At 37.8% G+C, this 26,230-nt stretch carries 23 protein-coding genes; 12 read left to right on the forward strand and 11 right to left on the reverse strand.

The genetic code is table 11. The features are described from left to right. Both BELBA_RS02100 and tgt read right to left on the reverse strand, forming a co-directional pair. Positions 1–1,074, reverse strand: a complete 1,074-nt coding sequence (locus BELBA_RS02100; protein WP_014771101.1) for an LptF/LptG family permease — start codon at positions 1,072–1,074, stop codon at positions 1–3. A 1-nt stretch (position 1,075) separates the two neighbouring features. Further along, a complete protein-coding gene (gene tgt / locus BELBA_RS02105) occupies positions 1,076–2,206 on the reverse strand; it encodes a tRNA guanosine(34) transglycosylase Tgt (RefSeq protein ID WP_014771102.1) in 1,131 nt (376 codons plus the stop codon). Between the two features lie 134 nt (positions 2,207–2,340). Between tgt and BELBA_RS02110 the strand changes: the two genes are divergently transcribed. From BELBA_RS02110 to BELBA_RS02125, 3 genes are all read left to right on the forward strand, one after another. Further along, positions 2,341–3,480: a glycosyltransferase gene (locus BELBA_RS02110; protein WP_014771103.1), complete on the forward strand. Its 1,140-nt coding sequence runs from the start codon at positions 2,341–2,343 to the stop codon at positions 3,478–3,480. Then, positions 3,471–4,082 carry an RNA polymerase sigma factor gene (locus tag BELBA_RS02115; protein WP_014771104.1) on the forward strand — a complete coding sequence of 204 codons (612 nt, stop codon included), beginning with the start codon at positions 3,471–3,473 and terminating at the stop codon, positions 4,080–4,082. Before BELBA_RS02110 ends, BELBA_RS02115 begins: the two co-directional genes overlap by 10 nt. A gap of 348 nt (positions 4,083–4,430) precedes the next feature. Then, positions 4,431–5,039: a Uma2 family endonuclease gene (locus tag BELBA_RS02125; RefSeq protein ID WP_014771105.1), complete on the forward strand. Its 609-nt coding sequence runs from the start codon at positions 4,431–4,433 to the stop codon at positions 5,037–5,039. Between the two features lie 8 nt (positions 5,040–5,047). On the opposite strand, the gene nadD is transcribed toward BELBA_RS02125, so the two are convergent. Genes nadD through BELBA_RS02145 form a run of 4 tightly spaced genes read right to left on the reverse strand, consistent with a single transcriptional unit; the run spans position 5,048 to position 7,115 of the window. Beyond that, positions 5,048–5,614, reverse strand: coding sequence for a nicotinate (nicotinamide) nucleotide adenylyltransferase (gene nadD / locus BELBA_RS02130; protein WP_014771106.1), 567 nt, complete (start codon positions 5,612–5,614; stop codon positions 5,048–5,050). A 2-nt stretch (positions 5,615–5,616) separates the two neighbouring features. After that, positions 5,617–6,189 carry a guanylate kinase gene (gene gmk / locus BELBA_RS02135; protein ID WP_014771107.1) on the reverse strand — a complete coding sequence of 191 codons (573 nt, stop codon included), beginning with the start codon at positions 6,187–6,189 and terminating at the stop codon, positions 5,617–5,619. 5 nt (positions 6,190–6,194) lie between these two features. Continuing rightward, complete coding sequence (locus BELBA_RS02140; protein ID WP_014771108.1) at positions 6,195–6,467, reverse strand: anti-sigma factor; 273 nt, start codon at positions 6,465–6,467, stop codon at positions 6,195–6,197. 54 nt (positions 6,468–6,521) lie between these two features. Then, the gene (locus tag BELBA_RS02145; protein WP_014771109.1) at positions 6,522–7,115 is read right to left on the reverse strand and encodes a sigma-70 family RNA polymerase sigma factor; all 594 of its coding nucleotides are present in this window, start codon (positions 7,113–7,115) and stop codon (positions 6,522–6,524) included. Between the two features lie 331 nt (positions 7,116–7,446). On the opposite strand from BELBA_RS02145, the gene BELBA_RS02150 reads away from it, so the two are divergent. Beyond that, on the forward strand, positions 7,447–8,289 hold the full coding sequence (locus BELBA_RS02150) for a lysophospholipid acyltransferase family protein (protein ID WP_014771110.1): 843 nt from the start codon (positions 7,447–7,449) through the stop codon (positions 8,287–8,289). A gap of 293 nt (positions 8,290–8,582) precedes the next feature. On the opposite strand, the gene BELBA_RS02155 is transcribed toward BELBA_RS02150, so the two are convergent. Continuing rightward, a complete protein-coding gene (locus tag BELBA_RS02155; RefSeq protein ID WP_014771111.1) occupies positions 8,583–9,077 on the reverse strand; it encodes a hypothetical protein in 495 nt (164 codons plus the stop codon). 1 nt (position 9,078) lies between these two features. Further along, positions 9,079–10,206 carry a 6-bladed beta-propeller gene (locus tag BELBA_RS02160; protein ID WP_014771112.1) on the reverse strand — a complete coding sequence of 376 codons (1,128 nt, stop codon included), beginning with the start codon at positions 10,204–10,206 and terminating at the stop codon, positions 9,079–9,081. A gap of 713 nt (positions 10,207–10,919) precedes the next feature. Here BELBA_RS02160 and BELBA_RS02170 point away from each other — a divergent pair. The 8 genes from BELBA_RS02170 (at position 10,920) to BELBA_RS02205 (ending at position 21,993) form a co-directional block, all read left to right on the forward strand. Beyond that, the gene (locus tag BELBA_RS02170; RefSeq protein ID WP_041779190.1) at positions 10,920–13,175 is read left to right on the forward strand and encodes an ATP-dependent helicase; all 2,256 of its coding nucleotides are present in this window, start codon (positions 10,920–10,922) and stop codon (positions 13,173–13,175) included. 95 nt (positions 13,176–13,270) lie between these two features. Then, positions 13,271–13,942 carry a DUF4290 domain-containing protein gene (locus BELBA_RS02175; RefSeq protein ID WP_041779480.1) on the forward strand — a complete coding sequence of 224 codons (672 nt, stop codon included), beginning with the start codon at positions 13,271–13,273 and terminating at the stop codon, positions 13,940–13,942. Continuing rightward, on the forward strand, positions 13,943–15,250 hold the full coding sequence (gene murA, locus BELBA_RS02180) for a UDP-N-acetylglucosamine 1-carboxyvinyltransferase (RefSeq protein ID WP_014771116.1): 1,308 nt from the start codon (positions 13,943–13,945) through the stop codon (positions 15,248–15,250). Between the two features lie 131 nt (positions 15,251–15,381). After that, on the forward strand, positions 15,382–16,029 hold the full coding sequence (locus BELBA_RS02185; protein ID WP_014771117.1) for a hypothetical protein: 648 nt from the start codon (positions 15,382–15,384) through the stop codon (positions 16,027–16,029). 111 nt (positions 16,030–16,140) lie between these two features. Then, positions 16,141–17,061: an IS1595 family transposase gene (locus BELBA_RS02190; protein WP_014771118.1), complete on the forward strand. Its 921-nt coding sequence runs from the start codon at positions 16,141–16,143 to the stop codon at positions 17,059–17,061. A gap of 15 nt (positions 17,062–17,076) precedes the next feature. Further along, positions 17,077–18,363 (forward strand): M20/M25/M40 family metallo-hydrolase, encoded by a 1,287-nt coding sequence (locus BELBA_RS02195; protein ID WP_014771119.1) that lies wholly within the window; start codon positions 17,077–17,079, stop codon positions 18,361–18,363. 180 nt (positions 18,364–18,543) lie between these two features. After that, on the forward strand, positions 18,544–20,424 hold the full coding sequence (locus BELBA_RS02200; protein WP_014771120.1) for an alpha-amylase family protein: 1,881 nt from the start codon (positions 18,544–18,546) through the stop codon (positions 20,422–20,424). Between the two features lie 372 nt (positions 20,425–20,796). Further along, complete coding sequence (locus BELBA_RS02205) at positions 20,797–21,993, forward strand: ATP-binding protein (protein ID WP_014771121.1); 1,197 nt, start codon at positions 20,797–20,799, stop codon at positions 21,991–21,993. Positions 21,994–22,100: 107 nt separating this feature from the next. On the opposite strand, the gene dnaN is transcribed toward BELBA_RS02205, so the two are convergent. The 3 genes from dnaN to gldF form a co-directional block, all read right to left on the reverse strand. Beyond that, complete coding sequence (gene dnaN / locus BELBA_RS02210; protein ID WP_014771122.1) at positions 22,101–23,225, reverse strand: DNA polymerase III subunit beta; 1,125 nt, start codon at positions 23,223–23,225, stop codon at positions 22,101–22,103. A gap of 590 nt (positions 23,226–23,815) precedes the next feature. Continuing rightward, positions 23,816–25,510, reverse strand: coding sequence for a gliding motility-associated ABC transporter substrate-binding protein GldG (gene gldG / locus BELBA_RS02215; RefSeq protein WP_014771123.1), 1,695 nt, complete (start codon positions 25,508–25,510; stop codon positions 23,816–23,818). Beyond that, complete coding sequence (gldF, locus tag BELBA_RS02220) at positions 25,507–26,229, reverse strand: gliding motility-associated ABC transporter permease subunit GldF (RefSeq protein ID WP_014771124.1); 723 nt, start codon at positions 26,227–26,229, stop codon at positions 25,507–25,509. Before gldF ends, gldG begins: the two co-directional genes overlap by 4 nt. Between the last annotated feature and the right edge of the window lies 1 nt (position 26,230).

A 26,230-nucleotide genomic window follows, 5' to 3' on the forward strand; every position in this document is an offset into this window, starting at 1 on the left:
TTATCTAGGCACTGTTTTGTACAACACCAAACCCGTGACAGCAAATACTAGATTGGGCAACCAAATAGCAAACAAGGGAAAGGTCGTCCCTGCTTCTGCAAAAGTCCTCGAAAGAAGAAATAAAATGATATAAACAAAAGCCAACAAAAAGCCCAAAGCAATCTGAAAACCAGAGCCACCTCTAGTTTTTTTGGAGGAAACAATCACGCCGATAAATGTTAGGATAATCGCTGCAAAAGGTGACATATACCGCACATAGCGCTCGATTTTATAATAATTCACATTGTCAGCACCCCTGTCTTCTAGGACTTGGATTTGCTTAGACAGCTCAGGGAGTTTTAAGGTTTCATGATGATTGGAAGGTAAGTCAAAATCATCTGGAGTGATGGAAAGTAGAGTGTCTAATTCATCTCCTTTCGTATATGTTTCTCCTTTTTCATTTAGTACTCTTAAATTCCAGTTTTTTGCAGTCCAAGAATTGATCGCTGTGTCCCAAACAATTCTATCTGCAGAGAACTTTGCTACTAATTCACCATCTCTGATTTGTTCCAAGGTGAAACTATACCCCATATTCCCGGAGGGAAAATATCTCGAAATATAAGCATAGACATCAGGGGCTACTTTGATATGAATATTATTTTCATTGTAGAATTTGGTTTCTTCGAGATATTGGGTTTTGAACTCTGTGACTCCTGAAGTTGCACCCGGCAAAACCCAGCCATTTAATAAGAAAGAAGCTGCTCCAATCATTGCAGCACCAACAAAAAATGGAATCAACATTCTGACAAAACTAGTTCCAGAACTTAATATTGCTATTATCTCTGTTCTACCTGCCATTTTAGAGGTAATGAAAATAACAGAAATAAACACCGTTATCGGAGTTAGCAAATTATTCAAATAGAGCCCGTAATTCGCCATGTATTTGAGAATCTCCACAGCAGGCACATTATTTCGGATAAAGGCATCATTTTTTTCTGTAAAATCCAAAACTAACACAATAAGAATTAACATCAAGACCACAAAAAAGTAGGTCTTGAGGAAATCCTTGATGATGAGTTTATCCAATATCTTCATATTACAATCTTGTACTGACTTTTTTGACCATTTGATCTTTCCACGAGGAGAATTCTCCTGATTTGATTTTCTCCCTCGCCTGTCCTACCAGCCAAAGGTAAAATGCCAAATTATGAATGCTCGCAATCTGTGCTGCTAGAATTTCTTTTGAGATCGTCAAATGTCTCAAATAAGCCTTGGAATAAAAACTACTTACGTAAGAATTGATCACCGGGTCTAAAGGACTGAAATCTTCTTTCCATTTTTCATTTCTGATATTGATGATTCCTTCAGAAGTAAAAAGCATTCCATTTCTTGCATTTCGAGTAGGCATCACACAGTCAAACATATCCACGCCAAGTGCGATACATTCCAGAATATTAGCAGGAGTACCAACACCCATCAAGTATCTAGGCTTATCCTCAGGCAAAATATCCGTGACCATTTCGGTCATTTCATACATCATCTCCGCAGGTTCCCCTACAGAAAGTCCACCGATGGCATTCCCTTCCCGATCACAGGAAGCGATAAATTCAGCAGATCGTTTCCTCAAATCCTTATAGACTGAGCCCTGAACTATTGGAAACAAGGTCTGATTGTAACCATATTTTCCTTCTGTACTATCAAAGCGCTCGATACAGCGCTTTAACCAACGGTGAGTCATATCCATAGATTTTCTTGCATATTCAAACTCACATGGATAAGGCGTACACTCGTCAAAAGCCATGATGATATCTGCCCCAATGCTTCTTTGGATATCCATCACACCTTCTGGAGAAAATATATGCTTAGAACCATCAATATGAGATTTGAAAACGACCCCTTCTTCGGTGATTTTCCTTGTCCCAGCTAATGAAAAAACCTGATAACCTCCACTGTCTGTTAAGATCGGTTTCTCCCAGCCATTGAATTTATGAAGCCCACCTGCTTTCTCAAGCACACCCAACCCAGGTCTCAAGTACAAATGATATGTATTTCCCAAAATAATCTGAGCTTTGATGTCATAAGTTAACTCGCGCTGATGTACAGCTTTTACCGAACCTGCTGTTCCTACTGGCATAAAAATCGGAGTTTCTATATCTCCATGATCAGTTTTGAGTACTCCAGCTCTCGCTTTACTTTGAGGATCTGTATGTTGTAAGGTAAACTTCATATCTTTTTTCTAAGTTGTCTAGCAAATAATTAAGCTTTGCTAGTACTTAATAATAAATTCAAGCACAAAAATAAAAGCTTATTCTTAATTGAATGCTGAATTTGCTTTTATATTTGCCTGTTAAATAATCTGGAATGATCAATGATGTTTTGTGGATTGTGTTTTTCATTGCACTTGGGGTGCAATTGATCTACATTCTACTTATTTTTAGTCGGCTTTCTTTTTTTCATCGAAATAAAATTTCAACTCTTCAAAAGAATCGTTCTGAGGGAGTTACTATCATTGTTGCTGCTCATAATGAAAAAGAAAACCTCAAAAAGTTGATCCCAATTCTTTGCAGTCAAGATTATCCCAACTATGATGTGATGATCATCAATGACAGATCTTTTGATGGCACTAGAGTGCTTCTTGAAAAGATGATGAGCCAATATCCTCAACTCCGCACCGTAACAGTCAAATATACTCCGGACCATGTTACTTCTAAGAAATATGCACTTACTCTGGGGATAAAAGTAGCCAAAAATGATGTCTTATTACTGACAGATGCAGATTGCATTCCCCAATCAGATCAGTGGATAAGGTTGATGACCGCACCTGTTCGTGAAGAAGGGAAAACATTTGCTCTTGGCTATTCCCCCTATGAAAAAGATCACGGAATACTTAACAAATGGATACAATTTGAAACATTGTGGACAGGAATACTCTATTTTTCCTTTGCATTATGGGGAGCACCATTTATGGGAGTTGGCAGGAACCTTTCTTATCGAAGAGGTTTTTTTATGGAAAAAAAGGCTTTCAAAGATCTATGGCAGATAGACTGTGGTGATGATGATCTCTTCATCAATAAATATGCGAATGGCAAAAATACATCTGTGGTAATCCACCCCGATAGCATAACTTTATCCAAACCCAAGTCCACATGGAAGAGTTATTTCCGACAAAAAAAACGTCATTTTCATGCTGGGAAATATTACAGGGGGAAAGACAAACAGAAAATTGGGCTTTATTCATTTTCCCATCTATTATTTTGGTTATCAGGGATTACCTTAGCTATATTTCTAGGCTTAGATCAGAATTGGGAACAATTTTCATTAATTATAGGTATAACTATAGTCAGATCGATATTGCTCACTTCAGTAGTGACATCGGCAAGAAAAAAACTCGAAGGAAATACCAAAGTCTTTTGGACATCGCTTTTTGATGTCATTTATCTAGGGTATTTTTGGATCATCGGCACATTAGGGTATCAGTCAAAAAAAGTTAGATGGAAGTAAATTCAAGAGGTTTTTCAAATAAAGCATTAGAAGATTTTGATCTCATCGACCGTGCGGTAGATCAAAAAGATCAGCAAGCCTATGCTGCATTGATGAAGCGTTATAAAAAGGCGGTGTACTTCATGATTTTGAAAATGATTCGCGACGCAGATGATGCTGAAGACCTCACGATGGAAGCCTTTGCCAAAGCCTTCAAAAATCTCCATAAATTTAAAAAAGACTATACTTTCAGTACTTGGCTATTTAGAATCGCCACTAACAATACTATAGACTTTATCAGAAAGAAAAAACTCAAAACTATGAGTCTCAACACCACGCTTAGTGATGATGGCGGCAATTCTGTGAACATTGATGTGGAAGACGATGAAAATAACCCACAAGACGAATTCATCAAATCTCAAAGAATAGAGATGGTACGCGTATTTGTGGATAAATTACCAGCCAAATACAGGAAACTTGTAGAACTCCGCTACTTTCAAGAGCTCTCTTACGATGAAATTGCACAAGAGCTTGACAAGCCACTAGGCACAGTTAAAGCCCAATTGCATAGATCAAGAGAATTGCTATTTGAAATAGCCTCCGGTAAGGAGAAGCATATCTAAAAGTTTTAAGAGCTTGGCCGTGGCGGATTGGAAGGTTGGGGGTTTTAAGGTTTTGTGACTTAGTGACTTTCTTTTTGCGAAAACATTTGCCTTGTCTATGTTGTATGGCACGCTGGTGACGCTGACTGAACAGATCAACGCTAATTTTTTCAACACGCTTGACCTGGTTCAAGACTTAGTCTTGGACTCTTACCATTGCAGTCTTTGACTGCTCTTGGTAATTTGCTATTTCTTTTTGGCATGCTGATGATGCTGCTTGAATTGATCATCGCTGATTCTTTTTTTATCTGCGCCCTGAATATTAAAAAGGGACTTCCATTTCTGCCTGACAATCAGTAAATTTAATTTATGGAAAAGCAGGAATTGAAAAATAAAGTTGAGGAACCATTTGTCGAGTATGGCGAGTACACTTATGCAGATTACCTGACTTGGCAATTGGATGAAATGGTGGAGTTGATCAAGGGAAAGGTCTTCAAACAGGCAGCTGCACCCAGAGTAAACCATCAAAGAGTTTCCATGAAAATCTCTGGCGAGCTCTTTACTTTTCTAAAAGGTAAAAAATGTGAAGTGTTCTCAGCACCATTTGATGTAAGGCTCCCATCAAAATCAAAGAAAAATGAAGACATTACAACAGTAGTTCAGCCAGATAACTGTGTAATCTGCGATCCTGAAAAATTAGATGATTTAGGTTGTATTGGAGCTCCAGACTTGATTATAGAAATCCTTTCTCCTGGAAACAATAAAAAGGAAATTCAAAATAAATTTGAAGTTTATGAAGAATCAGGGGTCAAAGAATATTGGGTAATTCACCCAAACGAATGTACTCTCCTCATTTACACCTTAACTAAAGGAAAATATCAAGGGTCTAGACTTTTTACATTTGGTGACAAAGTTACCTCACAAGCAGTAGAAGGATTTGTTTTGGATTTGGATAGTGTTTTTGAAAATATCCAATAAGACCACCCTTAAAAATAAAGCTTCTTATCCTTGATATACTCTTCTACTTTTTCCGGAAGTAAATAGCGAACAGAATGGCCTGATTTGATGGATTCTCTGATGAATGTGGCTGAGATATCCATAAGTGGTGAAGCAATATACTGAACATTTGGATGCTCAAAATCGGGATTGGAACCGGGGCGTGGATAGACATAAAGCCCAAAATACTCAAGAATCTGTTCGTGATTTTTCCACTTGTGAAAATGTGTCAGATTATCACCTCCCACAATCAATTTGAAGTCGTGCTGTGGGTGTTGTGCGGAAAGATAAGTGAGTGTGTCGATCGTATAACTTGGCTTGGGCATGTGGAACTCCACATCGCTAGCCCGAAAAAAGAAATGATCGGCGATGGCGAGCTCTACCATCTTTAGCCGATCAAATTCATGTAATAATGTTTTTCTAGCTTTGAAGGGGTTTTGCGGACTGACCACAAACCACACTTCATCCAAATCAGTCTGATCCTGCATCACATTGGCGATAATCAAATGGCCGACGTGAATAGGATTAAAAGATCCGAAAAAAAGTCCGATTTTCAAATTTATTTTGCTAAGAATTCTCCTACCAGCGTCTCTGCTTCTGCAAATGACTTTTGCATATCATCATTGACGATGGTTACATCAAATTTATTTTCAAAGCCCATCTCAAATTTTGCCTTGTACAGCCTGCGAGACAGACTCTCTTCTGATTCTGTTCCTCGATCTTTAAGCCTTTCGGTCAAAACCTCTAAAGAAGGTACTTTAACAAATATCGCAATGGCTTGATCGCCAAAATATCTTTTCAAATTTAGACCTCCTTTGACGTCTACATCAAAGATCACATGTTTTCCAGAATCCCAAATGCGTTGAATTTCTTCTTTAAGTGTTCCATAGAAATTGCCTTCATAAACCTCTTCCCACTCAATAAATGCATCTTGATCTATTTTTGATTTGAACTCGTCGGGACTTAAAAAGTAATAATCTTTTCCATTTTCCTCTTCTCTACCTCGCTTATCTCTCGTACAAGCGGATATTGAAAAACCCAGATTTGGATATTTTTTAATTAAATGCCTGACTATTGTCGTTTTGCCTGAACCTGAAGGAGCTGAAAAAATAATCGCTTTACCTGATGACATATTTTTTATTTAATCTCTTCGATTTTTTGACGGATATTCTCCACAAGTTGTGCAGGCACTTCGTGTTTGGTACATTTATTCTTGAGCACTTCCTTAATCGCCTGCTCGAGATGATAATGCTCAAAGCAAGGTTGGCATTTAGCAAGTTTTGATTTTAAAACTTCCTGTGAATCAGGCGCTTCATTTCCATCCAAAATGCTCTCCAACAATTGAAAACATTTGCTCACATCATTACATTGCAATTTCCTCTCTCCTGTTCCTTCTAAATTATTCTCCATTTTAATCTGAATCTAGGGTAATCTTATTCTCTTAATCTATCTATTCTCTAATCTCTATTCCTCTTCATCTGTCTTATATCCCATGTTTTGAGCATAAGAACGTAGCTTTTCTTTCAATAAGTTCCTCGCTCTATGCAATCTAGACCTTACAGTCCCTATAGGAATATCTAATATTTTCGCCATCTCTTCATAAGTGAAACCTTCCAAATCACAAAGAATGATCACCGTACGAAAATCAACAGCTAGACTATTGAGAGCATTGGAAATCTCATCTCCAAGCATGTCCTTCACAGAATCAACCCGCAAGTCAGAGGTGATGCCATAGTCAACATGATCTGAATTGTAATAAGTTTCAACTTCTTGATAATCAACTATGGCAGGCTGCTTACTTTTCTTTCTGTAATCGTTGATAAAGCTATTTTTCAAAATTCTGAACAACCAAGCCTTGGCATTGGTGCCTTGCTCAAAAGAATTGATAAAACGGTAGGCTTTGAGGTAAGTATCTTGCACGAGGTCTTTGGCATCGTCCTCGTCGAAGGTTAGCCTATAACCAAAATTATACATGGAATCTATGTGTGGCATAAACTCCCCATCGAAAATCTGGTTTTTTTCCTGATCGGAATATTTTTTTCTCTGCACTTCAGACATAAGTATCAAAAGTAATCAATGAGCTAAATTATAGCTAATTTTTTTGAAGAAAGTGATTTTCATTCTGTCCACAGTCAATGGGGCACAGTATTGAGAAATCAGGTATTAAAAAGTTTTTACATTGCTACTATTTTAGATATTTGTAAATGAAAAAAGACTAGTTGTAAACTGAGTTCATTTTCTACTCAATAACGATTTAAATTAAAGGCTCTTTATTACTTTCAAAGTGCTGTGGACTGTCAACCGCTGTCAGTTGATATGATATGGGCATGATTTCGTTCGTCAATTGTAAAGCCTAACTTTAACCTTCAACCTCTAGATCAAACAGGTAATGTTCCTAATCAAACTTATTTCTTACCTTCCTTTAAGCATCCTTTACTTGTTTTCAGATTTGTTATACCTGATAGGATATTATGGGATTGGCTATAGGAAAAAGGTGATCAGGGAAAATCTGCTGCATGCTTTTCCAGAAAAATCAGTAGCTGAGCGATTGGAAATTGAACGGAAATTTTTTAGAAATCTGACGGATTCTTTTGCTGAAATCATCAAAATGTACACCATATCAAAAGAGGAGTTGGCAAGAAGAGTTCAAATCGAAAATGCACATATCCCTCTTGATCTCATCGACAAAGGTGAGATTGTAGTAGGTATGACGGGACATTTTTTCAATTGGGAGATGCATTTGCTCCATATTTTGGCCAATGTCAGTACAAAATGCGAAGTGGTCTATTTGAAAGTAAATAGCCCATTTTTTGAAAAATTAATGAAAAATATTCGAGGTAGATTTGGGGGAATGCTGGTAGAACGAGCGGCTTTTCAGCGGGAATACCTGAGAAATAGGAACAACCCACGCTTGATCGTCCTAGCTGCAGACCAAAGACCAACCAAGGCTGAAATCCGTTATTGGGCACCTTTTATGAATCGGGAAACAATTTTTTTTGAAGGAGCAGAAAAGCTTGCCAAGCGATTCAATCATACCGTGGTCTATTCAGATGTACGCAAACCCAAACGAGGTCATTATATCTTCACTTACAGCCTTATGGACAGTCCTCCATATGATCATGCGGCGGAACATAGCATTACAGATGAATTTATCCGACGTACCGAGCAGACCATCCGCCACAGTCCAAGCCTATACCTCTGGAGCCACAATCGTTGGAAAGTCAGTAGGTAATGAAAATGGAACGCCGATGACGCGGATAGAACGGATAAACGCTGATTTTTTTTACCTGCGACCATCTGCTACATCTGCTACATCTGCGTCATCTGTGTTCTACCCTTATGGAACGCTGATTGAACAAATCTTCACTGACTTTTTTTTAATCCGTGAGTATCCGCCAAACTCGCGTCATACCGATGTTCGGTACAGGTTCCACTTTCTACCTATCCGCGATCATCCGCCAAATCCGCATCATCAGCGTTCTATCTTAAATAGAACACTAGTAACGAAGGCGAAGCAGATTAACCTTAATTATTCCTAAACTCCTCAATCTCTTTTCTGAGTAAATTTGGTATTCCAATTTGAGCAATTTTAACATTCTTCAACCCATCTAAATGAAAGGCCTGAAGAGGTTTATTTTTAGTGGAAGACTTCTCTAGATTATTTAAATTGTAAAACTCGTTATCCTGGTCAAACATTACTTGAAAAGGAAATTCATACTCTTTTAATGTCCGTTCAAGGGTCGATTTATTTTTTCCATGAAAAACAAATAAAAAACCTACATCAGGATACTCATCTGAAATTTCAGACCAACTTTGCATAGATACTTTTAGAAAGGATAGGCTTCTAAGGGAATAATCACAGTAGACCACAATTTTATGCTCACATTCCAAACAAACCTCCTTACTTTCTTCTACAACATCAACTATTTCAAGAGATGAAGGAATAGTGAACACCTCATTTTCACTTTTACAACCAAGGCAAAGAACCACCAAAAGGGTAATTAGGATGATATTTTTCATTTTAAAAGTTTGTTTTAGAAAAAACGATAACTGGGTAGTCAAAATCATTTTGGGGAATCTTTGCTAAAAAAGTCGAAGATTCCTCTTTTTCTTTTAAATAATTGATCAAAATAGATCTATAGGTAATAAACAAAACTCGATCATCTCTTATGCCTATAGGTTGATAAAATGGGTTGTTTTCATCTCTTCTTATTTCAATTGAATAACCTTTATCATAAGGTTTATTTAAAAACAGTAACTTTTTAAAAACTCCTTCTCTTGATTGATGAAAAACACTCAAAAGCAAGTTTTCATTATCAGCAAAAACTCCATGAAAACTCGCGAAACCATTTTCATTGATCATTTCAAAGCCTTCCATTATGTCTAACTCCCAAAATTTGGAAGGAATATTATATTTTCCAAAATCTACAAATAAATATGAAATCATATTTCCATTAGAGTATTTCTTAACAATATTATCAAATGATTCAATCACAAATAATTCGTCCGTTGACTTAAAAAAATTTCTTTCGGTCATTGTAATCATCTGATTTTTGTAAGTGTTTTCCAAAAATTTTCTCCCCGTCAAATTGTTATTACCAACTTCTATTACCCTATGTGTGATTACAGGTAAGTTATACCCTCCATAAACTAAATAATTTTCTGAATTAAGTTTAGTAAAAGCACTAGAGGGATATTCAAATTCCAAAATCTTTTCTGTAACTCCTGCCTTATTAATACTATAAATTGTAGAGAATTGACCAATTGATGATAAAACTGATAGAGTTCCATCTGGGTTGGGATAAAAATCAAACATATTCCCTAGAGTGTTAGGCCCCTCGCCTATAACTACATTATTCCCTAAATAACTTCCATCTAAACTAAAATGATGGACTGCATCCTTAGTATCTTCATTCATAACCCAAAAGCCATCTTCATTTATCCTAACTCTAAATTCCATTCCCATCAGGTTTTCAGATGTAGTTTCTAAAGGGACAAGTTCAACAATTTCTAAATCAGAAGACTTTTTATTTGAAGCATTAGAAATATCAAAGTGACTCAAAGCAGCTCCATCATATTCAACTGATGAATTACAACTACTTGAAAACCACAAAAAAACGAGAATGTAAATAACAAATCTATTATCCATAAAATATTAAATTAAGTAAAGAAGCCGTGTATTTAAACACAGCTTCTTCAAACAAATCATTTTTTCTTAAGATTCCGGCTCTTCTTCTTGAGGTTCACAATTGAAACACTGGACATAATACCTACTACACCTTTGACTTGTGAAATTTTTATCACAGTTATAAACTGTGTATTCACCAGAACAAATGACCATTCTTTGAAAACAATCAACAATTACTAAAGAGGTGTTTTCAGAATTTGTATCTGCTTCTACATTAGCAAAAAAACCAAATGACCCAATCAGAGCCAATGAAAAGAATAATTTACGCATACTTGTTAGAAATTAAAGTTATTGTTAAACTCCTAAAGGAGTTAGCTTTAACCTAAAAACTTTCACAAAAATATTATTATTATTATGCGCAAATATTTATAAATATTTATTTAAAAAATATACAATTAATGAACTAAAAGCATGCTAAAATAACAAAAAGACTAATTTAATTAGGTTTAATTATATCTGATTAAAGCCTAAGCACCAATATTACGAGAAATCATAGATTTGTGAAAAAGTCAACTCTAATCCTCTACACCTCAGACAAGAACGAAACTTCATCACGATAGAACAGATAAACTCATATTTTATTCGTGAGCATCCGCCAAGTCCGCATCCATCCACGTTCCATTAAAGCCAAAAAATCCATTAACTTTGAAGCTTGTAGAACGGATAGATTAAGAATGGATTACCTCAAAGGACTGAACCCCCCACAAAAAGAAGCTGTAGAACACACTGATGGACCCGTGATGATTATCGCAGGTGCAGGATCGGGCAAAACCCGGGTACTGACTTACCGCATTGCGCACCTGATCCATGCCAAAGGTGTTGACCCTTTCAATATACTCTCCCTGACTTTTACCAATAAGGCTGCTGCCGAAATGAAAAATAGGATAGAAAGATTGATTGGCCTAGAAGCTCGCAATACCTGGATGGGGACTTTTCACTCTACCTTTGCCAAAATCCTCAGAGTAGAAGCAGAAAAATTAGGCTATCCATCTAACTTCACCATCTATGACACTGATGACAGCAAGTCACTCATCCGGTCCATCGTCAAAGAAATGAAGCTGGACGACAAAGTCTACAAACCAAACACAGTACTTTCTCGGATTTCCGGAGCAAAAAACAGACTGATCTCTTGGGAGGCCTATCTCAATGACCCATACATCAAAGCCGATGATGAATCTGCCATGAAGCCTCGTATGGGAGAGATCTACAAAACCTACCAAAAGCGCCTTTTCAAATCCTCTGCCATGGATTTTGATGATCTGCTGTTCAATACCAACATCCTTTTTAGAGATCACCTCGACGTACTCAATAAATACCAACAGCGCTTCAAATATGTGATGGTGGATGAGTTTCAGGATACAAACCTCTCCCAATACCTCATCACCAAAAAACTTGCTGCTGTCCATCAAAATATCTGTGTGGTGGGCGATGATGCACAAAGTATTTATGCCTTCAGGGGCGCGGATATTCAAAACATCTTGAATTTTGAAAAGGACTATCCTGATCTTTTTATAGTCAAACTAGAGCAGAACTATCGCTCTACCAAAAACATCGTCCAAGCTGCCAACAGCATCATTGCCAAAAATAAAGCTCAACTTCAAAAAAATGTCTGGACTCAAAACGACGAAGGCGACATGATCGAACTGATCAAAGCGAGTTCTGATAATGAAGAAGGACGTGTGGTAGCAACGACGATTTTTGAAGAAAAGAACAACAAAAAACTCAATAACAGCGATTTCGCCATTCTCTATCGAACCAACTCTCAATCGAGATCGATGGAGGAGGCTTTGCGCAAAATGAATATTAACTACAAAATTGTCGGTGGACTTTCATTTTACCAAAGAAAAGAAATCAAGGACCTGATGGCGTATATGCGCTTTGTAGTCAATAGAGACGACGAAGAAGCTTTCAAAAGAATAATCAACTATCCAAAAAGAGGAATTGGAGATACAACGGTAGAGAAAATGCTCGTAGCTGCCTACGAACATGATATCCCACTATGGGAAGTCATGACCAATGCGACTAGTTTCTTATCAGGAAGAGCTTCCAATGCAGTGGAAGACTTCACGACCATGATAAAGAGTTTCAGTATAGAAGTAGAACGCAAAGATGCTTTTGAAGCAGCAACATCTATCTCTAAGCAATCGGGTTTGTTGAGAGATTTGTATGAAGACAAGACCATCGAAGGGCTAAACCGTTATGAAAACGTCCAAGAATTACTGAATGCCATCAAAGAATATGTGGACAATCCTGAAAATGAGGACAAATCTCTAGGAGCATTTTTACAGGAAATTGCGCTTTTGACAGACAATGATCGAGACAAAGACACTACTGATTCGGTGACCTTAATGACTATCCACTCTTCAAAAGGCTTGGAGTTCAAGCAGGTATTTGTAGTGGGTATGGAAGAAGATCTTTTTCCATCGCAGATGATGATGCAAAGCAGAGAGGATTTAGAAGAAGAAAGACGGTTATTCTACGTCGCTTCGACTCGTGCCATGGACAAGCTATACCTCACTTATGCACTCACACGCTACCGCTATGGAAGATTGCTGAATTGCGAGCCTAGTAGATTTCTCGAAGAAGTCGATCCTGCTTGTATCAGAGTAAACAAACGGATGACAGCAGCACCTTCAGGAGCGTTGAGAAATGAAGGAAGTGAGGGAAGAAATGGATTCATTGGAATCAAAAAAAATCCATCCATGCGTCCACAGACCACGGCCAAAGTTCACACTCCAAGTCCGGATTTTAAGCCTTCGAATACCAACAATCTTGCAGAAAGCATGTTAGTAGAACATCCAAAATTCGGTTTTGGCAAGGTTTTGAAGATTGAAATAGAAGGAATCAATAAAAAAGCCACGATACAATTCGAGAATTTTGGAGAAAAGACTTTATTACTTAGCTTTGCAAAGCTCAGAATAATAGACTGAGAAGCATAGGCTTCCAAATTATTACAGCAAAATAAACCAAACTGATTTTAAATGATTTTTTGTACCTTCAAGGAGGTGGAGCAAATGGTTTGGCAATGAAACTAAATGAAAGAAACAAACACACAGTTATTTTGAAAGAATACGGAAAGAATATCCAAAGATTGGTCACGCATATTGCTAGCTTAGAAGATCGTGAGAGGCGCACTCAAAGTGCCTACACACTGGTAGAAATCATCAAGCAGCTCAATCCAAACCTGAAATTAGAAAGTGATCAGAAGATTTGGGATGATTTGTATATCATGTCAGATTTCACTTTAGAAATTGACGGTCCCTATCCGATGCCGGAAAAAGAATTGCTTGGCAAAAAACCACTTCCCATTGGTTATCCAATTGGAGAAGTGAAGTTCAAGCATTACGGCAGAAATATTGAAAAGCTGATCGAAAAAGCGGTAGAAATCGAGGATGATGAGGAACAAGAAGCTGCGATCATTTACATTGGTCAGCTGATGAGAAGTTTCCATTCCACTTGGAACAGAGACAATTTCGATGATCAGATAATCCTTGATGATATCAAAACACTTTCAAAAGGGAAGTTGCATATCGACCTAGAAAAAGTAAAAGAAATGGGTCTTTTTGAAACCAATACAAGAAGAGATTTCAAAATCCCAATCGAAGCTGAAAACACTGGAAACAACAGAAGAAATTTTAGCGGAAATAACAGAAGAAGAAATAACAATAACGGAGGTCACTCCAAAAAACGTCGATAAATGTCTTCATTCAGAGTAAAAGGTGGATTAAAGCTCAAAGGGGAAATCACTCCTCAAGGAGCAAAAAATGAAGCGCTTCAGATTCTTTGCGCAGTGTTACTTACACCAGAAAAAATCACCATCAACAAAATTCCAAACATCCGCGATGTCAATAAGCTGATAGATTTGCTTTCTGACATGGGTGTCAAAGTAGATAAAACTGGACCTGAATCTTATACTTTTAAGGCCGATCAGGTAGATTTGAAGTATTTAGATACGGAAGATTTTTTACAAAAAGCTTCAGCTCTCAGAGGTTCTGTAATGATCTTGGGGCCACTTTTAGCAAGATTTGGAACAGGGAGATTATCTAAGCCAGGAGGTGATAAAATCGGAAGAAGAAGAATGGATACGCACTTTACTGGTTTTCAGAAACTGGGTGCAGAATTCCACTATGACAACAAAAGAGAGATTTACCACATCGATGGCAAGAATCTCAAAGGTGCTTACATGCTCCTTGACGAGGCATCGGTAACAGGAACTGCAAATATTGTGATGGCGGCAGTTTTGGCAGAAGGCAAAACGACAATTTACAATGCAGCTTGTGAGCCTTACTTACAACAGCTTTGCGAAATGCTGAATAGAATGGGTGCTAAAATCACTGGTATTGGTTCGAATTTATTGAATATCGAAGGGGTAAAATCCTTGAAAGGAACGGAGCACACGCTACTTCCTGATATGATTGAGATTGGTTCATTCATCGGTTTAGCAGCTATGACCCAGTCTGAAATCACCATTAAAGATGCTCAAATACACAGATTGGGAATTATTCCAGATACATTCCGACGAATGGGCATCAACTTAGAATTCCGAGGAGATGATATTTATATTCCTGCTCAAAAGCATTACATCATTGATACTTTTATTGATGGTTCTATCTTGACGATAGCAGATGCAATTTGGCCTGGATTTACGCCGGATTTGTTGAGTATCGTCTTAGTAACTGCCACCCAAGCAAAAGGAACTGTTCTCGTTCATCAAAAAATGTTTGAAAGCCGCTTATTCTTCGTCGATAAACTCATAGACATGGGCGCACAAATTATTCTTTGTGATCCACATAGAGCTACTGTTATCGGTTTGGATAGAAAATACCCACTGAGAGGAATTCGAATGACTTCACCGGATATCAGAGCGGGTGTTGCACTTTTGATCGCTGCGCTTTCTGCTGAAGGTACGTCTGTCATCGATAATATCGAGCAGATCGACCGAGGTTATCAATACATCGATCAGCGTTTGAATGCACTAGGAGCAGATATTGTGAGGATTGATTAAGATCATTATGATATAATCTGATTTTGAAAATCAAGATATTTTGGAACCATCAGCATTTATTTGTTGGTGGTTCTTTTTTTAACTCAAGAATCAATTAAATTGTAGATCAAACAAATACAACCTCCAATCAAATGAAAAAATCAATTCAAATATTAAGCATTTTCGTACTAGGATTGCTTATTGCTTGTTCCACACCACAGGAAGAGCTCACTACTCCACAAAAAGTAGCTCAGGCTTATGGTTATGATAATTTTGACAAGATAAATTCCATTGCATACACTTGGAATGTTCAAGCTGGCGATGTGGTTCGTACAAGAGATTGGAAATGGAATATCAAGGATAGAACTGTGTACTATGCCGATGCAGACACGAGCTATACCTACAGCCTTGACCTTCCTAAAGAAGAATTACCAAAAGCTGATGCTGGCTTTATCAATGATAAATATTGGTTGATGTATCCCTTTCAGTTGATCTGGGACACCGGATATACTTATGAAGAAACTGCTAATGTCGCGGCTCCAATTTCAGGAGAAAATAGCACCAAACTCACCATTATCTACAACAATGAAGATGGCTACACACCGGGAGATGCTTATGATTTGTATTTGAATGAAGCATTTATGATCCAAGAATGGGTTTTCCGAAAAGGAAATGGCGCAGAAGGCAGAGCATTTACTTGGGAAGCCGAAAAAACCATTGATGGAGTTACATTCGCTACCGAGCATTTCAATGCAGATGGAGTGAAGTTTATTTGGTTTACAGGAATTGAAATTGAATAATATGAATATACGTAATTCTGCCAGTAGCCAAATTATATACTGACAGTTGGTGACAATCGATTGGTAATCAAGCTAAAGAGAGGTTACTTGGTCAAAACAAAGGTTCTGACCATGAATATTTTGAAGTTTGAAGAGCGCTTTCCAGATGAAGAATCCTGTATTAGCTTTTTCAAAGCTAAACGAGAGCAGGAAGGCGTGGTTTGCAAAAAGTGCGAGGAAAAAGAGCACTATTGGCTCCACAGTAAAAGTATGTTTCAATGCAAAAGTTGTGGATTCCGTACCAGTTTGAAAAGTGGAACTGTGATGGAAAATAGCAATCTGTCACTTCGTAAGTGGTTGATGGCCATGACCTTCTTTAGTGCCACTAAGCAGGGGTTTACCGCTCTTGAACTCCAGCGACAAATGGGGTTTACTCGCTACCAAACCGTCTTTGATTTATGCCATAAGATTCGTGTCATAATGGGTAAGCGGGATGATCAATATAAGCTCGAAGACATGGTAGAATATGATGAAGCTTACATCACCAAGTCAACCTCAGCCCAGAAAAAGAAGAATCTCAATCGGGGCCGAGGAACTCAGCAGAAGTCCACAGTGGCTGTGATGGCTGAATCAACCATTCTTGAGGATCCTAAGACAAAGAAGTTAACCAAAAGCTGCCGCTACTTCAAGATGAAGAAGATTGAGGACTTAAAGGCTAAAACGGCTGAGAAACTTATTAAAGACTTCATCAATAAAGATGCTGTTCTTCAAACCGATGATAGTACCACTTACGCTAAATTTGAGGACTTCGTGGATGTCCATGTCACCGAATTATCTTCAACAAAAGAGGGTAGATTCAACCTTAAATGGGCTCATACAGCAATCAGTAACCTCAAAAGTGATCTTAGAAAGTATAAAATGATATCAGAAAGAAGGCTTCAGAACTACATCGACGAGTTTTGCTACAAACTAAACCGAAGATACTTTGGAGAAAGACTCTTTGACCGACTTATTATTGCTTCTATCCAACCCTACTGGCAAAGTAGCGGATAATCATATTGAATAATTATGAAAAAGCTGATCACCCTCTTCATTTTCATTATTTCATATCAAATTTCTGCGCAACAACTGGATGACACCGAACGGAAGCTAATTGAAGCAATTGACAGAAACTACCATGAAACTGTAAAACTTTTAGAAGAAACTGTCAATATCAACTCTGGAACTTTCAATCTTGAAGGAGTCAGAGCTGTAGCCAAAGTTTATGAAAGGGAATTTGCAAAGATCGGTTTCCAAACAGAATGGATCACCTTGCCTGATTCACTTAGAAGAGCTGGGCATTTTGTAGCAACTCGAAAAGGATCAAAAGGTAAAAAACTTTTTTTCATTGGTCATTTGGATACGGTTTTTGAAAAAGACATGCCTTTTTATCCTTTTGAAATGGTAGATGAATACACTGCCAAAGGACAAGGAGCCAATGATATGAAAGGTGGCAACGCCATGATTTTCGCTACTTTAAAAGCACTTTATGATTTGGGATTATTAGAAGACCGAACGATTACAGTTTATTTCACAGGAGATGAAGAGAATTCAGGAAAACCAAGTTGGGTGAGTAGGCTGGATTTTGTAGAGCGGGCAAAGCAGCATGATATCGCCCTAGGCTATGAAACTGCCCAAGGATTCAATATCGCCACAGTCGCTCGAAGAGGAGCTTCTGGGTGGACTTTGAAAACCACGGGTAGGCAAGTTCATTCTTCAGGTGTTTTCAAAGAGAATGCAGGCTACGGAGCAATTTACGAAGCTGCAAGAATTTTGAACGAATTCAGAGTTCAACTCTCAGATGAACAATATTTAACCTTCAATCCTGGTCAATTTATCGGCGGCTCGGATGTCAGCTACAATGCAGAAACTGGAAAAGGAGAAGCTTTGGGTAAAACCAATATTGTCTCCAGAGAAACTTTTGTAACGGGAGATTTGAGATTCCTAGGTGAACCACAGAAAGAAGCCGCAAGAGAAAAAATGCGAAATATCGTCAGTCAAAGTTTGAACAGGACAACTGCAGCAATCGAATTTGAAGATGGAATACCTTCCATGCCACCGACAGAAGGGAATCTAGCTTTGGTAGATATCTTGAATCAAGTGAGTTTGGATATGGGATATGGAGAAGTAAATGCAGGTGATCCTGGCTCAAGAGGAGCTGGAGATATTTCTTATGTCGCTGAATATTTGGATTGCATTGATGGAATTGGTGCATCAGGATCAGGTGCCCATTCTCCAGCAGAAACCATCAATATGAAGCAATATCCTGATTTGATCAAAAGAAGTACATTGTTTGTTTATCGGTTGTTGAAATAAGTATTGAATAAAAAACCAAACATAAATTCATTTAGGAGCTAAATATTTTTTTTGGTTGATAATCTTGAACAACTCGAAATTCAAAATCCTGTATGTCGAAAATAGCATAAAGGATTTTTGTTTAAAAGGATTTCTCAAATTTTCTCAGAAAGCCACCTAACATTTTTTATCTTTAAAGCTATGAAAAATTCATTAACCAAGTTTTCATTAGCCCTAACTTTGGCATCTTGTATTTTTGCTTGCAATTATCAGTCAAAATCTACAGAATCCGAACAACAAATGGAAGAAATGCATAAAGTAGTCGTATATCAGGTTTTTACTCGACTTTTTGGAAATACCAATACCACCAACAAACCTTGGGGAACCTTGGAGGAGAATGGTGTCGGTAAATTTTCTGACTTCACTGACAAGGCGCTTCAGGAAATCAAAGATTTGGGTGTAACCCATATTTGGTACACAGGTGTCCCACATCATGCTGTCATCAGAGACTATTCTGAAATCGGGATTTCAAACGATGACCCCGATGTAGTTAAAGGTCGTGCAGGTTCGCCCTATGCTGTCAAAGATTATTACAATGTCAACCCCGACTTGGCTAATGATCCTACCAAAAGATTGGAGGAGTTTGAGGCGCTGATAGCAAGAACACATCAGCAAGGAATGAAAGTCTTAATTGATATCGTACCCAACCACGTCGCCCGTCATTATGAAGGAAAAAACAATCCTGAGGGAGTGAGAGATTTCGGAGCAGATGATGATCTCACTGTGGAATACAAGCGAGATAATAATTTTTATTACATCCCAGGCAAAGCATTTCAAGTCCCTGAACCTTTGAATGATTATAAACCTTTGGGAGGAGAAAATCATCCTTTATCAGATGGGGAATTCGAAGAAAACCCTGCAAAATGGACAGGAAATGGCTCTCGAGAAGCTCAGCCTTACCTTCACGATTGGTACGAAACTGTAAAAATCAACTATGGTATCAAGCCTGATGGCACAAAAGATTTCCCAGAACTTCCTGTACAATTCAGAGAGGAAACACATCAAGCACATTATGAATTTTGGCAAGATAAGGATGTGCCAGATTCTTGGAAGAAATTTAGGGATATAGCACTTTACTGGACTAAGAAAGGTGTAGATGGTTTCAGGTTTGACATGGCGGAAATGGTTCCAGTTGAATTTTGGAGCTATATGAATTCCGCCATCAAAATGGAAAATCCTGACGCTTTCCTCCTTGCAGAAATCTACAATCCTAGAGAATATAGAAACTACATTCAACTAGGGAAGATGGATTATCTCTATGATAAAGTTGAACTCTATGACACACTCAAAAATATCATGCAAGGTCGTGGATCTACGGATAATTTGATATCCATTCAACAAGGTTTATCTGACATCAGCGGGCACATGTTGCATTTCTTGGAAAACCATGACGAACAGCGCATCGCAAGCCCTGAGTTTGTTGGAAAGGCAGAATTCGCCAAGCCTGCAGCGGTACTTTCTGCAACAATAGATCAAGCTCCCATGATGATCTACTTTGGACAGGAAGTTGGCGAACCTGGAGCTGAAAATGCTGGTTTTGGAACTGCAAGCAGAACTTCTATTTTCGATTATATTGGTGTTCCCCATCACCAAAGATGGATGAATGAAGGGGAATTTGATGGAGGACAACTTAGTCCAGCTGAAAAAGATCTCAGAGACTTTTACAAACGCTTACTCAACTTTAGCATCAAAAGTCCTGCAATGGCTGGAAACTATGCTGAGATTCATTCCTTTAACAGAACAAATACAGAATGGTATAATGATAGAGTTTATTCTTATGTAAGATGGTCACACGATCAACAATTGATCATTGTGACCAATTTTGATAAATCAGATAGCTTTGGTTTTGAATTACAAATCCCCGCCAGCATCATCAAGGCTTGGGGATTGGAAGATGGTGAGTACGAGCTTGAAGAAAAACTCTATGGCAAGGCAAAAACCAAACTTCATGTATCTACTGGCCAAGCAAAAATTCGAGTTGATTTAAAGCCTTTGGAAAGCTGGATTTTGGAGATCAAGTGAGTTGAAAGTTGAATAAGTTATTGGTTAATTGAGTTGAGGTTTAAAAACCCTTTAAGGGGGGCTTTTTTCTATTTATTCTAAAAACATAAATGCGGAATTATTTGGCTAAAGCCTAGATAAAATCATTGACCTAATTGCCTTCAGCTAAAGCAGGAGGCAATTTAAAAAGTATGTGTTATTCAATTGATGATGTGGCTTTAGCCCATCCTTAGAAAGGATCATAATTTGAGTTGGCTTTAACCAAAATTTCCAATACCGAATTCTTTTAATACAATTGGTATAAATCAATTGTACTTTTAGAAATACAATTTTTGTATTTTTCGTACCTTAAAAGATACAACTTGAAATATATTATGTATCTTTGAAAATACAATGGAAGGATTAATCAATAGATATAGAAACTTATTACAGTCTTTCAAAACGGACTTTAAAAGGAGCCACTACAATAAAATCAATTGGAACGGCAGAGCTATCTGTATTTTGGGTGCTAGAGGAACAGGGAAATCAACTTTGATGCTTCAATATCTCAAAGAAAACCTACCACTAGATCAATCTCTGTATTTGAGTCTAGATGATTTGTTTTTCAAACAAAACAGCTTGGTAGATTTAGCAGAGAGATTCTATCAATTAGGAGGTAGAAATCTACTTTTGGATGAAGTACACAAATATGAAGATTGGCAAAGCGCAGTCAAAAACATCTATGATTTCTATCCTGATCTCAAGCTAATCATATCTGGATCTTCAATTTTGGCTTTACAAAAATCACAAGCGGATTTGAGTAGAAGACTTGTTTATTATGAATTACCTGAACTATCTTTTAGGGAATATTTGAGTCTCAAATTGAAGATTGAGTTGGAAAAATACGACCTTACTCAAATTTTAAAAGATCATCAAAAACTAATCGACCCCATTCTTGCTTCAGTTCCAGATGTGATGCTACATTTTGAAAACTACAAAAAGATTGGAGCATACCCTTTCTTTTTAGAAGATGAAAGAGACTATATTTCAAAAATCAACCAACTCATCAATGTTATCATTGATTATGATCTACCAGAAGGTAAAGACATTTCGACAAGCACTCAGGCAAAATTAAAAAAACTTCTCTATCTAATTTCCACCTCTGTACCATTCAGTCCAAACATAACCAAGCTTGCTGAAAAAACAGACACAACAAGGCCAAGACTGCTCGAAATGCTACACATGCTGGAAGTTTCTAAACTGATCAAAAGTTTGAGAAGCTCTTCTAAAGGGATAAGCATGATGAATAAACCAGACAAGATTTACCTATCGAATACTAATCTTATTTACGCTCTCGCTTTAGAAAATCAAAATTCTGGCAATATTAGAGAGACATTTTTCTATAATCAACTAGAAAATAGTGGCTCCATACTCACTACAGCCAAGAATGGGGATTTTTTAGTTAATAATCAGTTTGAATTTGAAGTAGGAGGGAAAAATAAAACTTTCGATCAGATAGCCAATATCCCAAATTCCTACATTGCAGCAGATGAAATGCTCCATGGAATGGGAAACAAAATCCCTCTTTATCTTTTCGGTTTTTTATATTAAAAAAAAGCTCCAACTTTCCAGCTGGAGCTTCCGGTGTAAACCAACATGTGGTTTCAAAATATTTACAAATATCAATTATGCGAAAGCAAAATATCAATTAATAACTTTTACACATAATTGTTCAACATCACTGGCATCACCAACATCAAGATGTCTTCGTTGTCTGATTTGTCAGAAGGAACGATCAAACCTGCTCTGTTTGGTGCTGAGAATTGAAGTGTAACTTGCTTTGAAGAAATATTATTTAACATTTCTACCAAGAACTTCGCATTGAATCCGATCTCGATATCCTCGCCATCGTGCTCGCAAGACAATCTTTCGTTTGCTTCGTTAGAGAAATCTAAATCCTCAGCAGAAATCTGTAACTCACTACCTGCAAGTTTTAACCTCACCTGATGGGTAGTTTTATTTGCATAGATTGCAATCCTTCTTAAAGAACTCAAGAACTCGATTCTATCAATCGTCATGTGGTTTGGATTATCCACAGGAATCACATTTTCATAATCAGGGAATCGCTCATCGATTAATCTACAGATCATCTTGATACTTCCAAAGTTGAAGTATGCATTTGAACTATTAAACTCAACGGCTACTGGAACATTCTCAGCAGGCAAAGTTGACTTCAAAAGGTTTAGGGCTTTTCTAGGAATAATGATACTTGCAGCATCTGGAGAAGCAATATCCACTCTTCTATACCTGATCAATCTATGCCCATCAGTCGCTACAAAAGTAGCATTAGTGCTGCTCAAGTTGATATAAACACCCGTCATCGCAGGTCTCAGTTCATCATTGCTTGTTGCAAAAATTGTATTACTGATCGCACTGCTCAAAACTTCTGTGGACATATCCACGGTCGTTGCATTACTAACAGTTGCTATTTTAGGAAAGTCTGTGGCATTTTCACCTGCAAGCTTGTATCGACCATTATCAGAACTTATCTCAATGCTATAAGTCTCGTGGTCAATACTAAATGTAACTGGCTGCTCAGGCAAATTCTTAAGCGTTTCAATCAAAATCTTTGCAGGAACGGCAATATTCCCATCTTCTTTTGCCTCCACGTCAATTTCGGTCATCATGGAAGTTTGCAGGTCAGAGGCAGTTACGGTTAGTTTTCCTTCTTTGATTTCAAAAAGAAAATTCTCCAAGATAGGAACTACAGGATTGGTAGTTACTACCCCGTTAATCGCTGAAAGCTGCTTTAAGAGCGCAGAAGAAGAAACAATAAATTTCATATCGAATAGCTTATTTTATGTCGAAATATTATAACAGGGTAAATTTAGAAATAAAATCATAAAGACAGCTAATGACTTGAATTTTCATTGAAAAAAAGTGTTTTTTTAGATATTAGACATGAGACTCAAGACATGAGATATGAGACATGACACTACGTTGTGAGACTTAACACTTGACAAAAAAATGAGAATATGCCCTGAAAGGGCAACTGACACTAACATTGGGTTTCAACCCAATGCAATAGTAAATGTATGATTCACTTTTGCCCTGAAGGGGCAATTGAATACCTGAAGAAAATAAAGAGAAATCAATAAAAAAAGTGTCAACTAATTTCAGGACGTAACACGAAGGGGAGATCAATACCTTTGAAACGGTTAAACTTTTTGTTAATGAGAATTCGACCCTTTTAAGGTCGGAAATTGGTAGTGACTTGTCATTTATTCCCATGGGTTTCACCCGAGGCTTCTATTGAAAGGTTTGACCACTTCGTGGTCGGTGAATCGCATAAAAACCGATGTATCTAATCTCTGTCAAGCCGTCGAACTTTTCAATACTTCGATTTTATAATCTGACAATCAAAATAAACATTTCAACTATAATCCTTTGCACCTCTTCTACCTTTGCGAGAGAACATCCAAACCAATGAAAGTAAACCTATTATAACAACTGGCAAAATCACATTAATCAGCTGCCATTTGGTTTTTTCTTGACTGACCTTTACCTTATTTAATGGCCTGATTTGGTATTGTTTCGTTCTTGTCGCAATGATGCCATCTGGCTCGACCAAGTAAGAAATCATGTTTTGAAGCAATAAGCGATTGGCGTATTGCGAATCGGAAAAAGGATCAATACCCAAGGGTAAAGGTTCCCCACTACGAGGATCGATAGAACTTTCAAAAAGCCCTCCTGTTCCGGCAACTAAAACTCTTCCTTCTTTTCCTGATTCTAAAAAGCTTTCTTTCGAAATCCCAACCGGTAAAAATCGATTTTTGAATACTGAAGTAAATTCGCCTTCCAATAAATACAGCAAAGGGAGATTCTTCAAACCGAAACTTTCTAATTCAGGACCATTTTCCATATCCTGAAAAGCTACTCTTACTGGCGCGGTCAACTTTCTGCTAAAATCGGAACCAAAAATAAGAGGTGTTTTCTTAACCCCATCTGCTTTTACAGTATCCAAACTTGCCGTAAACCTGAAAATCACTTGATCCAGTCCTTTGGTCACGGGATGCTTGGCCATCCTTCCTGCTGCAATATAAAATGGCCAAGGTAAAGGTACCAACTGCTGCTGATCACCAAAATTTCCAGCCATCACAGGATGATATCCAAAATTCATATCCTGGACAAAATCCTTATTCACTCTGACTCCATAGCGAAAAAGAAGCTGATCCAAACCATTTTCAAATGGCATTGCAACAGTCCCCTCACCACCGGCTTCATCCAGATTATATGCGAGTGAATTGGGAAGAATGATCAAATTTCCGCCCTTCATTAAGTACTGATCAACAAGGTAAATCTCCCTTTCATCATAGGCTTCTTTTGGTCCGGAGATAATCAAAACATCGAAAGGATCTAAATCATCCACTTTTTTGGCTTGATCCAGTGGAATTTTGAACACCTCAAAATCTTCCACCAAGGCCTCCACAATTCCAAACCCATCATCACCTTCCAACTCACCATTGCCCATCAACATGCCAACAGCATATTGCTGTTTACTGACAAGTTTACGGATCGCATTGATCAACTCATATTCAAGGTTTTCGACAGAGTTATTCAAAATCTCATCAGGTGACATGCCTTTTTCTCCTCTTAAGATCAAAGCTCCTGTTTCATACTCTACATCTTTGATAAGCACGCCAGGAAAAATCATTTTTGACTTTTGTCCCCCATCTTCTGTGACAAACAGATTGGTGGGTTGTATTCCATATTCCGTCAACCCTACAACAAAATCTTCTTGCTCTGCTGCTGGAAGTGTAAGGGGATCCAAATAGGAAAAACTTATCTTTTGTGAACTGTAGGAATTGAATGTCCTGACCATTTGCTCTGCGGATCTTTGCAATCTTCGCATCCCTCCGGGCAGATCGCCATTGAGCAAAATCTCTACTTCAAGTGGTTCTTCTAAATTTTCTAAAACATCAATGGTCGCAGGATGCAAAGAATATCTTTTCTCTTCTGTCAAGTCAATTCTAAGATTAATCAAACTGAAAAGTACATTGATCCCAACAATGGTCAAGAGGATGACGCCGAGAATTTTAAGGATTTGCTTGCTGCTCTTATTTTTCATTTTCTTCGGATCAAAATAACAGTCAAACCTAACATCAATATCATGATGGAGAGAAAGTAAGCTACATTTTGCGCTTCGATCACTCCTCTACTCATGTTTTCATAGTGGTAACTCAAACTCAACTCCTCCAGCAAAAGTGCAAAAGAAGACATCACTTGCAGCTGCACCAAAGCCGTCAGCCCAAAGTAAAGCAAGAAAATCATGAATACTCCCCAGATAAACGCAATGATCTGATGGCTTGTCAATGCGCTGGCAAAAACCCCCATGGCTGAAAATACTGCACCAATGAACAGCAGTCCAATCCAAGAACCAAAGAATCCAGCATGATCTATATTCCCAACAGGTTCACCTAGCTGCACAATGCTGTAATAATAGACTAAAGTGGGTAACACGGCGATAAAAACCAGTGTAAATGCGGCTAGAAACTTTGCTAGTATAATTGCCAAATCTCCTAGTGGTGAAGTTCTCAAAATTTCCCAAGTCCCTGATTTTCTTTCTTCTGCAATCATCTTCATCGTGATCGCAGGAATCAGAAAAGTGAAAACATAAGGTGTATAAACAAATAGTGGCTCCAAATCCGCGAAACCATAAGCCAACACTGACGAATCAGGAAAAACCCAGACCATCAAACCAATGGAAATCAGGAAAACAGCTAAAATTAGGAATCCTGAAAGGTTCCCAAAAAAAGCGTTGATTTCCTTCCAATACAATGCGCGCATC

Origin of the sequence: Belliella baltica DSM 15883 (assembly GCF_000265405.1) — a bacterium.
Classification (GTDB): domain Bacteria; phylum Bacteroidota; class Bacteroidia; order Cytophagales; family Cyclobacteriaceae; genus Belliella; species Belliella baltica.

Excerpts from the sequence above, each read along its gene's own strand:
- BELBA_RS02185 (WP_014771117.1), top strand. The coding sequence starts at position 15,382 with ATGAAAAAATCAATTCAAATATTAAGCATTTTCGTACTAGGATTGCTT.
- BELBA_RS02200 (WP_014771120.1), top strand. The coding sequence starts at position 18,544 with ATGAAAAATTCATTAACCAAGTTTTCATTAGCCCTAACTTTGGCATCT.
- BELBA_RS02140 (WP_014771108.1), bottom strand. The coding sequence starts at position 6,467 with ATGGAGAATAATTTAGAAGGAACAGGAGAGAGGAAATTGCAATGTAAT.
- tgt (WP_014771102.1), bottom strand. The coding sequence starts at position 2,206 with ATGAAGTTTACCTTACAACATACAGATCCTCAAAGTAAAGCGAGAGCT.
- gldG (WP_014771123.1), bottom strand. The coding sequence starts at position 25,510 with ATGAAAAATAAGAGCAGCAAGCAAATCCTTAAAATTCTCGGCGTCATC.
- BELBA_RS02125 (WP_014771105.1), top strand. The coding sequence starts at position 4,431 with ATGGAAAAGCAGGAATTGAAAAATAAAGTTGAGGAACCATTTGTCGAG.
- BELBA_RS02170 (WP_041779190.1), top strand. The coding sequence starts at position 10,920 with ATGGATTACCTCAAAGGACTGAACCCCCCACAAAAAGAAGCTGTAGAA.
- gmk (WP_014771107.1), bottom strand. The coding sequence starts at position 6,189 with ATGTCATCAGGTAAAGCGATTATTTTTTCAGCTCCTTCAGGTTCAGGC.
- BELBA_RS02110 (WP_014771103.1), top strand. The coding sequence starts at position 2,341 with ATGATCAATGATGTTTTGTGGATTGTGTTTTTCATTGCACTTGGGGTG.
- BELBA_RS02115 (WP_014771104.1), top strand. The coding sequence starts at position 3,471 with ATGGAAGTAAATTCAAGAGGTTTTTCAAATAAAGCATTAGAAGATTTT.
- gldF (WP_014771124.1), bottom strand. The coding sequence starts at position 26,229 with ATGCGCGCATTGTATTGGAAGGAAATCAACGCTTTTTTTGGGAACCTT.
- BELBA_RS02190 (WP_014771118.1), top strand. The coding sequence starts at position 16,141 with ATGAATATTTTGAAGTTTGAAGAGCGCTTTCCAGATGAAGAATCCTGT.
- BELBA_RS02195 (WP_014771119.1), top strand. The coding sequence starts at position 17,077 with ATGAAAAAGCTGATCACCCTCTTCATTTTCATTATTTCATATCAAATT.
- dnaN (WP_014771122.1), bottom strand. The coding sequence starts at position 23,225 with ATGAAATTTATTGTTTCTTCTTCTGCGCTCTTAAAGCAGCTTTCAGCG.
- murA (WP_014771116.1), top strand. The coding sequence starts at position 13,943 with ATGTCTTCATTCAGAGTAAAAGGTGGATTAAAGCTCAAAGGGGAAATC.
- BELBA_RS02150 (WP_014771110.1), top strand. The coding sequence starts at position 7,447 with ATGTTCCTAATCAAACTTATTTCTTACCTTCCTTTAAGCATCCTTTAC.
- BELBA_RS02155 (WP_014771111.1), bottom strand. The coding sequence starts at position 9,077 with ATGAAAAATATCATCCTAATTACCCTTTTGGTGGTTCTTTGCCTTGGT.
- BELBA_RS02175 (WP_041779480.1), top strand. The coding sequence starts at position 13,271 with ATGAAACTAAATGAAAGAAACAAACACACAGTTATTTTGAAAGAATAC.
- BELBA_RS02100 (WP_014771101.1), bottom strand. The coding sequence starts at position 1,074 with ATGAAGATATTGGATAAACTCATCATCAAGGATTTCCTCAAGACCTAC.
- BELBA_RS02160 (WP_014771112.1), bottom strand. The coding sequence starts at position 10,206 with ATGGATAATAGATTTGTTATTTACATTCTCGTTTTTTTGTGGTTTTCA.
- BELBA_RS02145 (WP_014771109.1), bottom strand. The coding sequence starts at position 7,115 with ATGTCTGAAGTGCAGAGAAAAAAATATTCCGATCAGGAAAAAAACCAG.
- BELBA_RS02205 (WP_014771121.1), top strand. The coding sequence starts at position 20,797 with ATGGAAGGATTAATCAATAGATATAGAAACTTATTACAGTCTTTCAAA.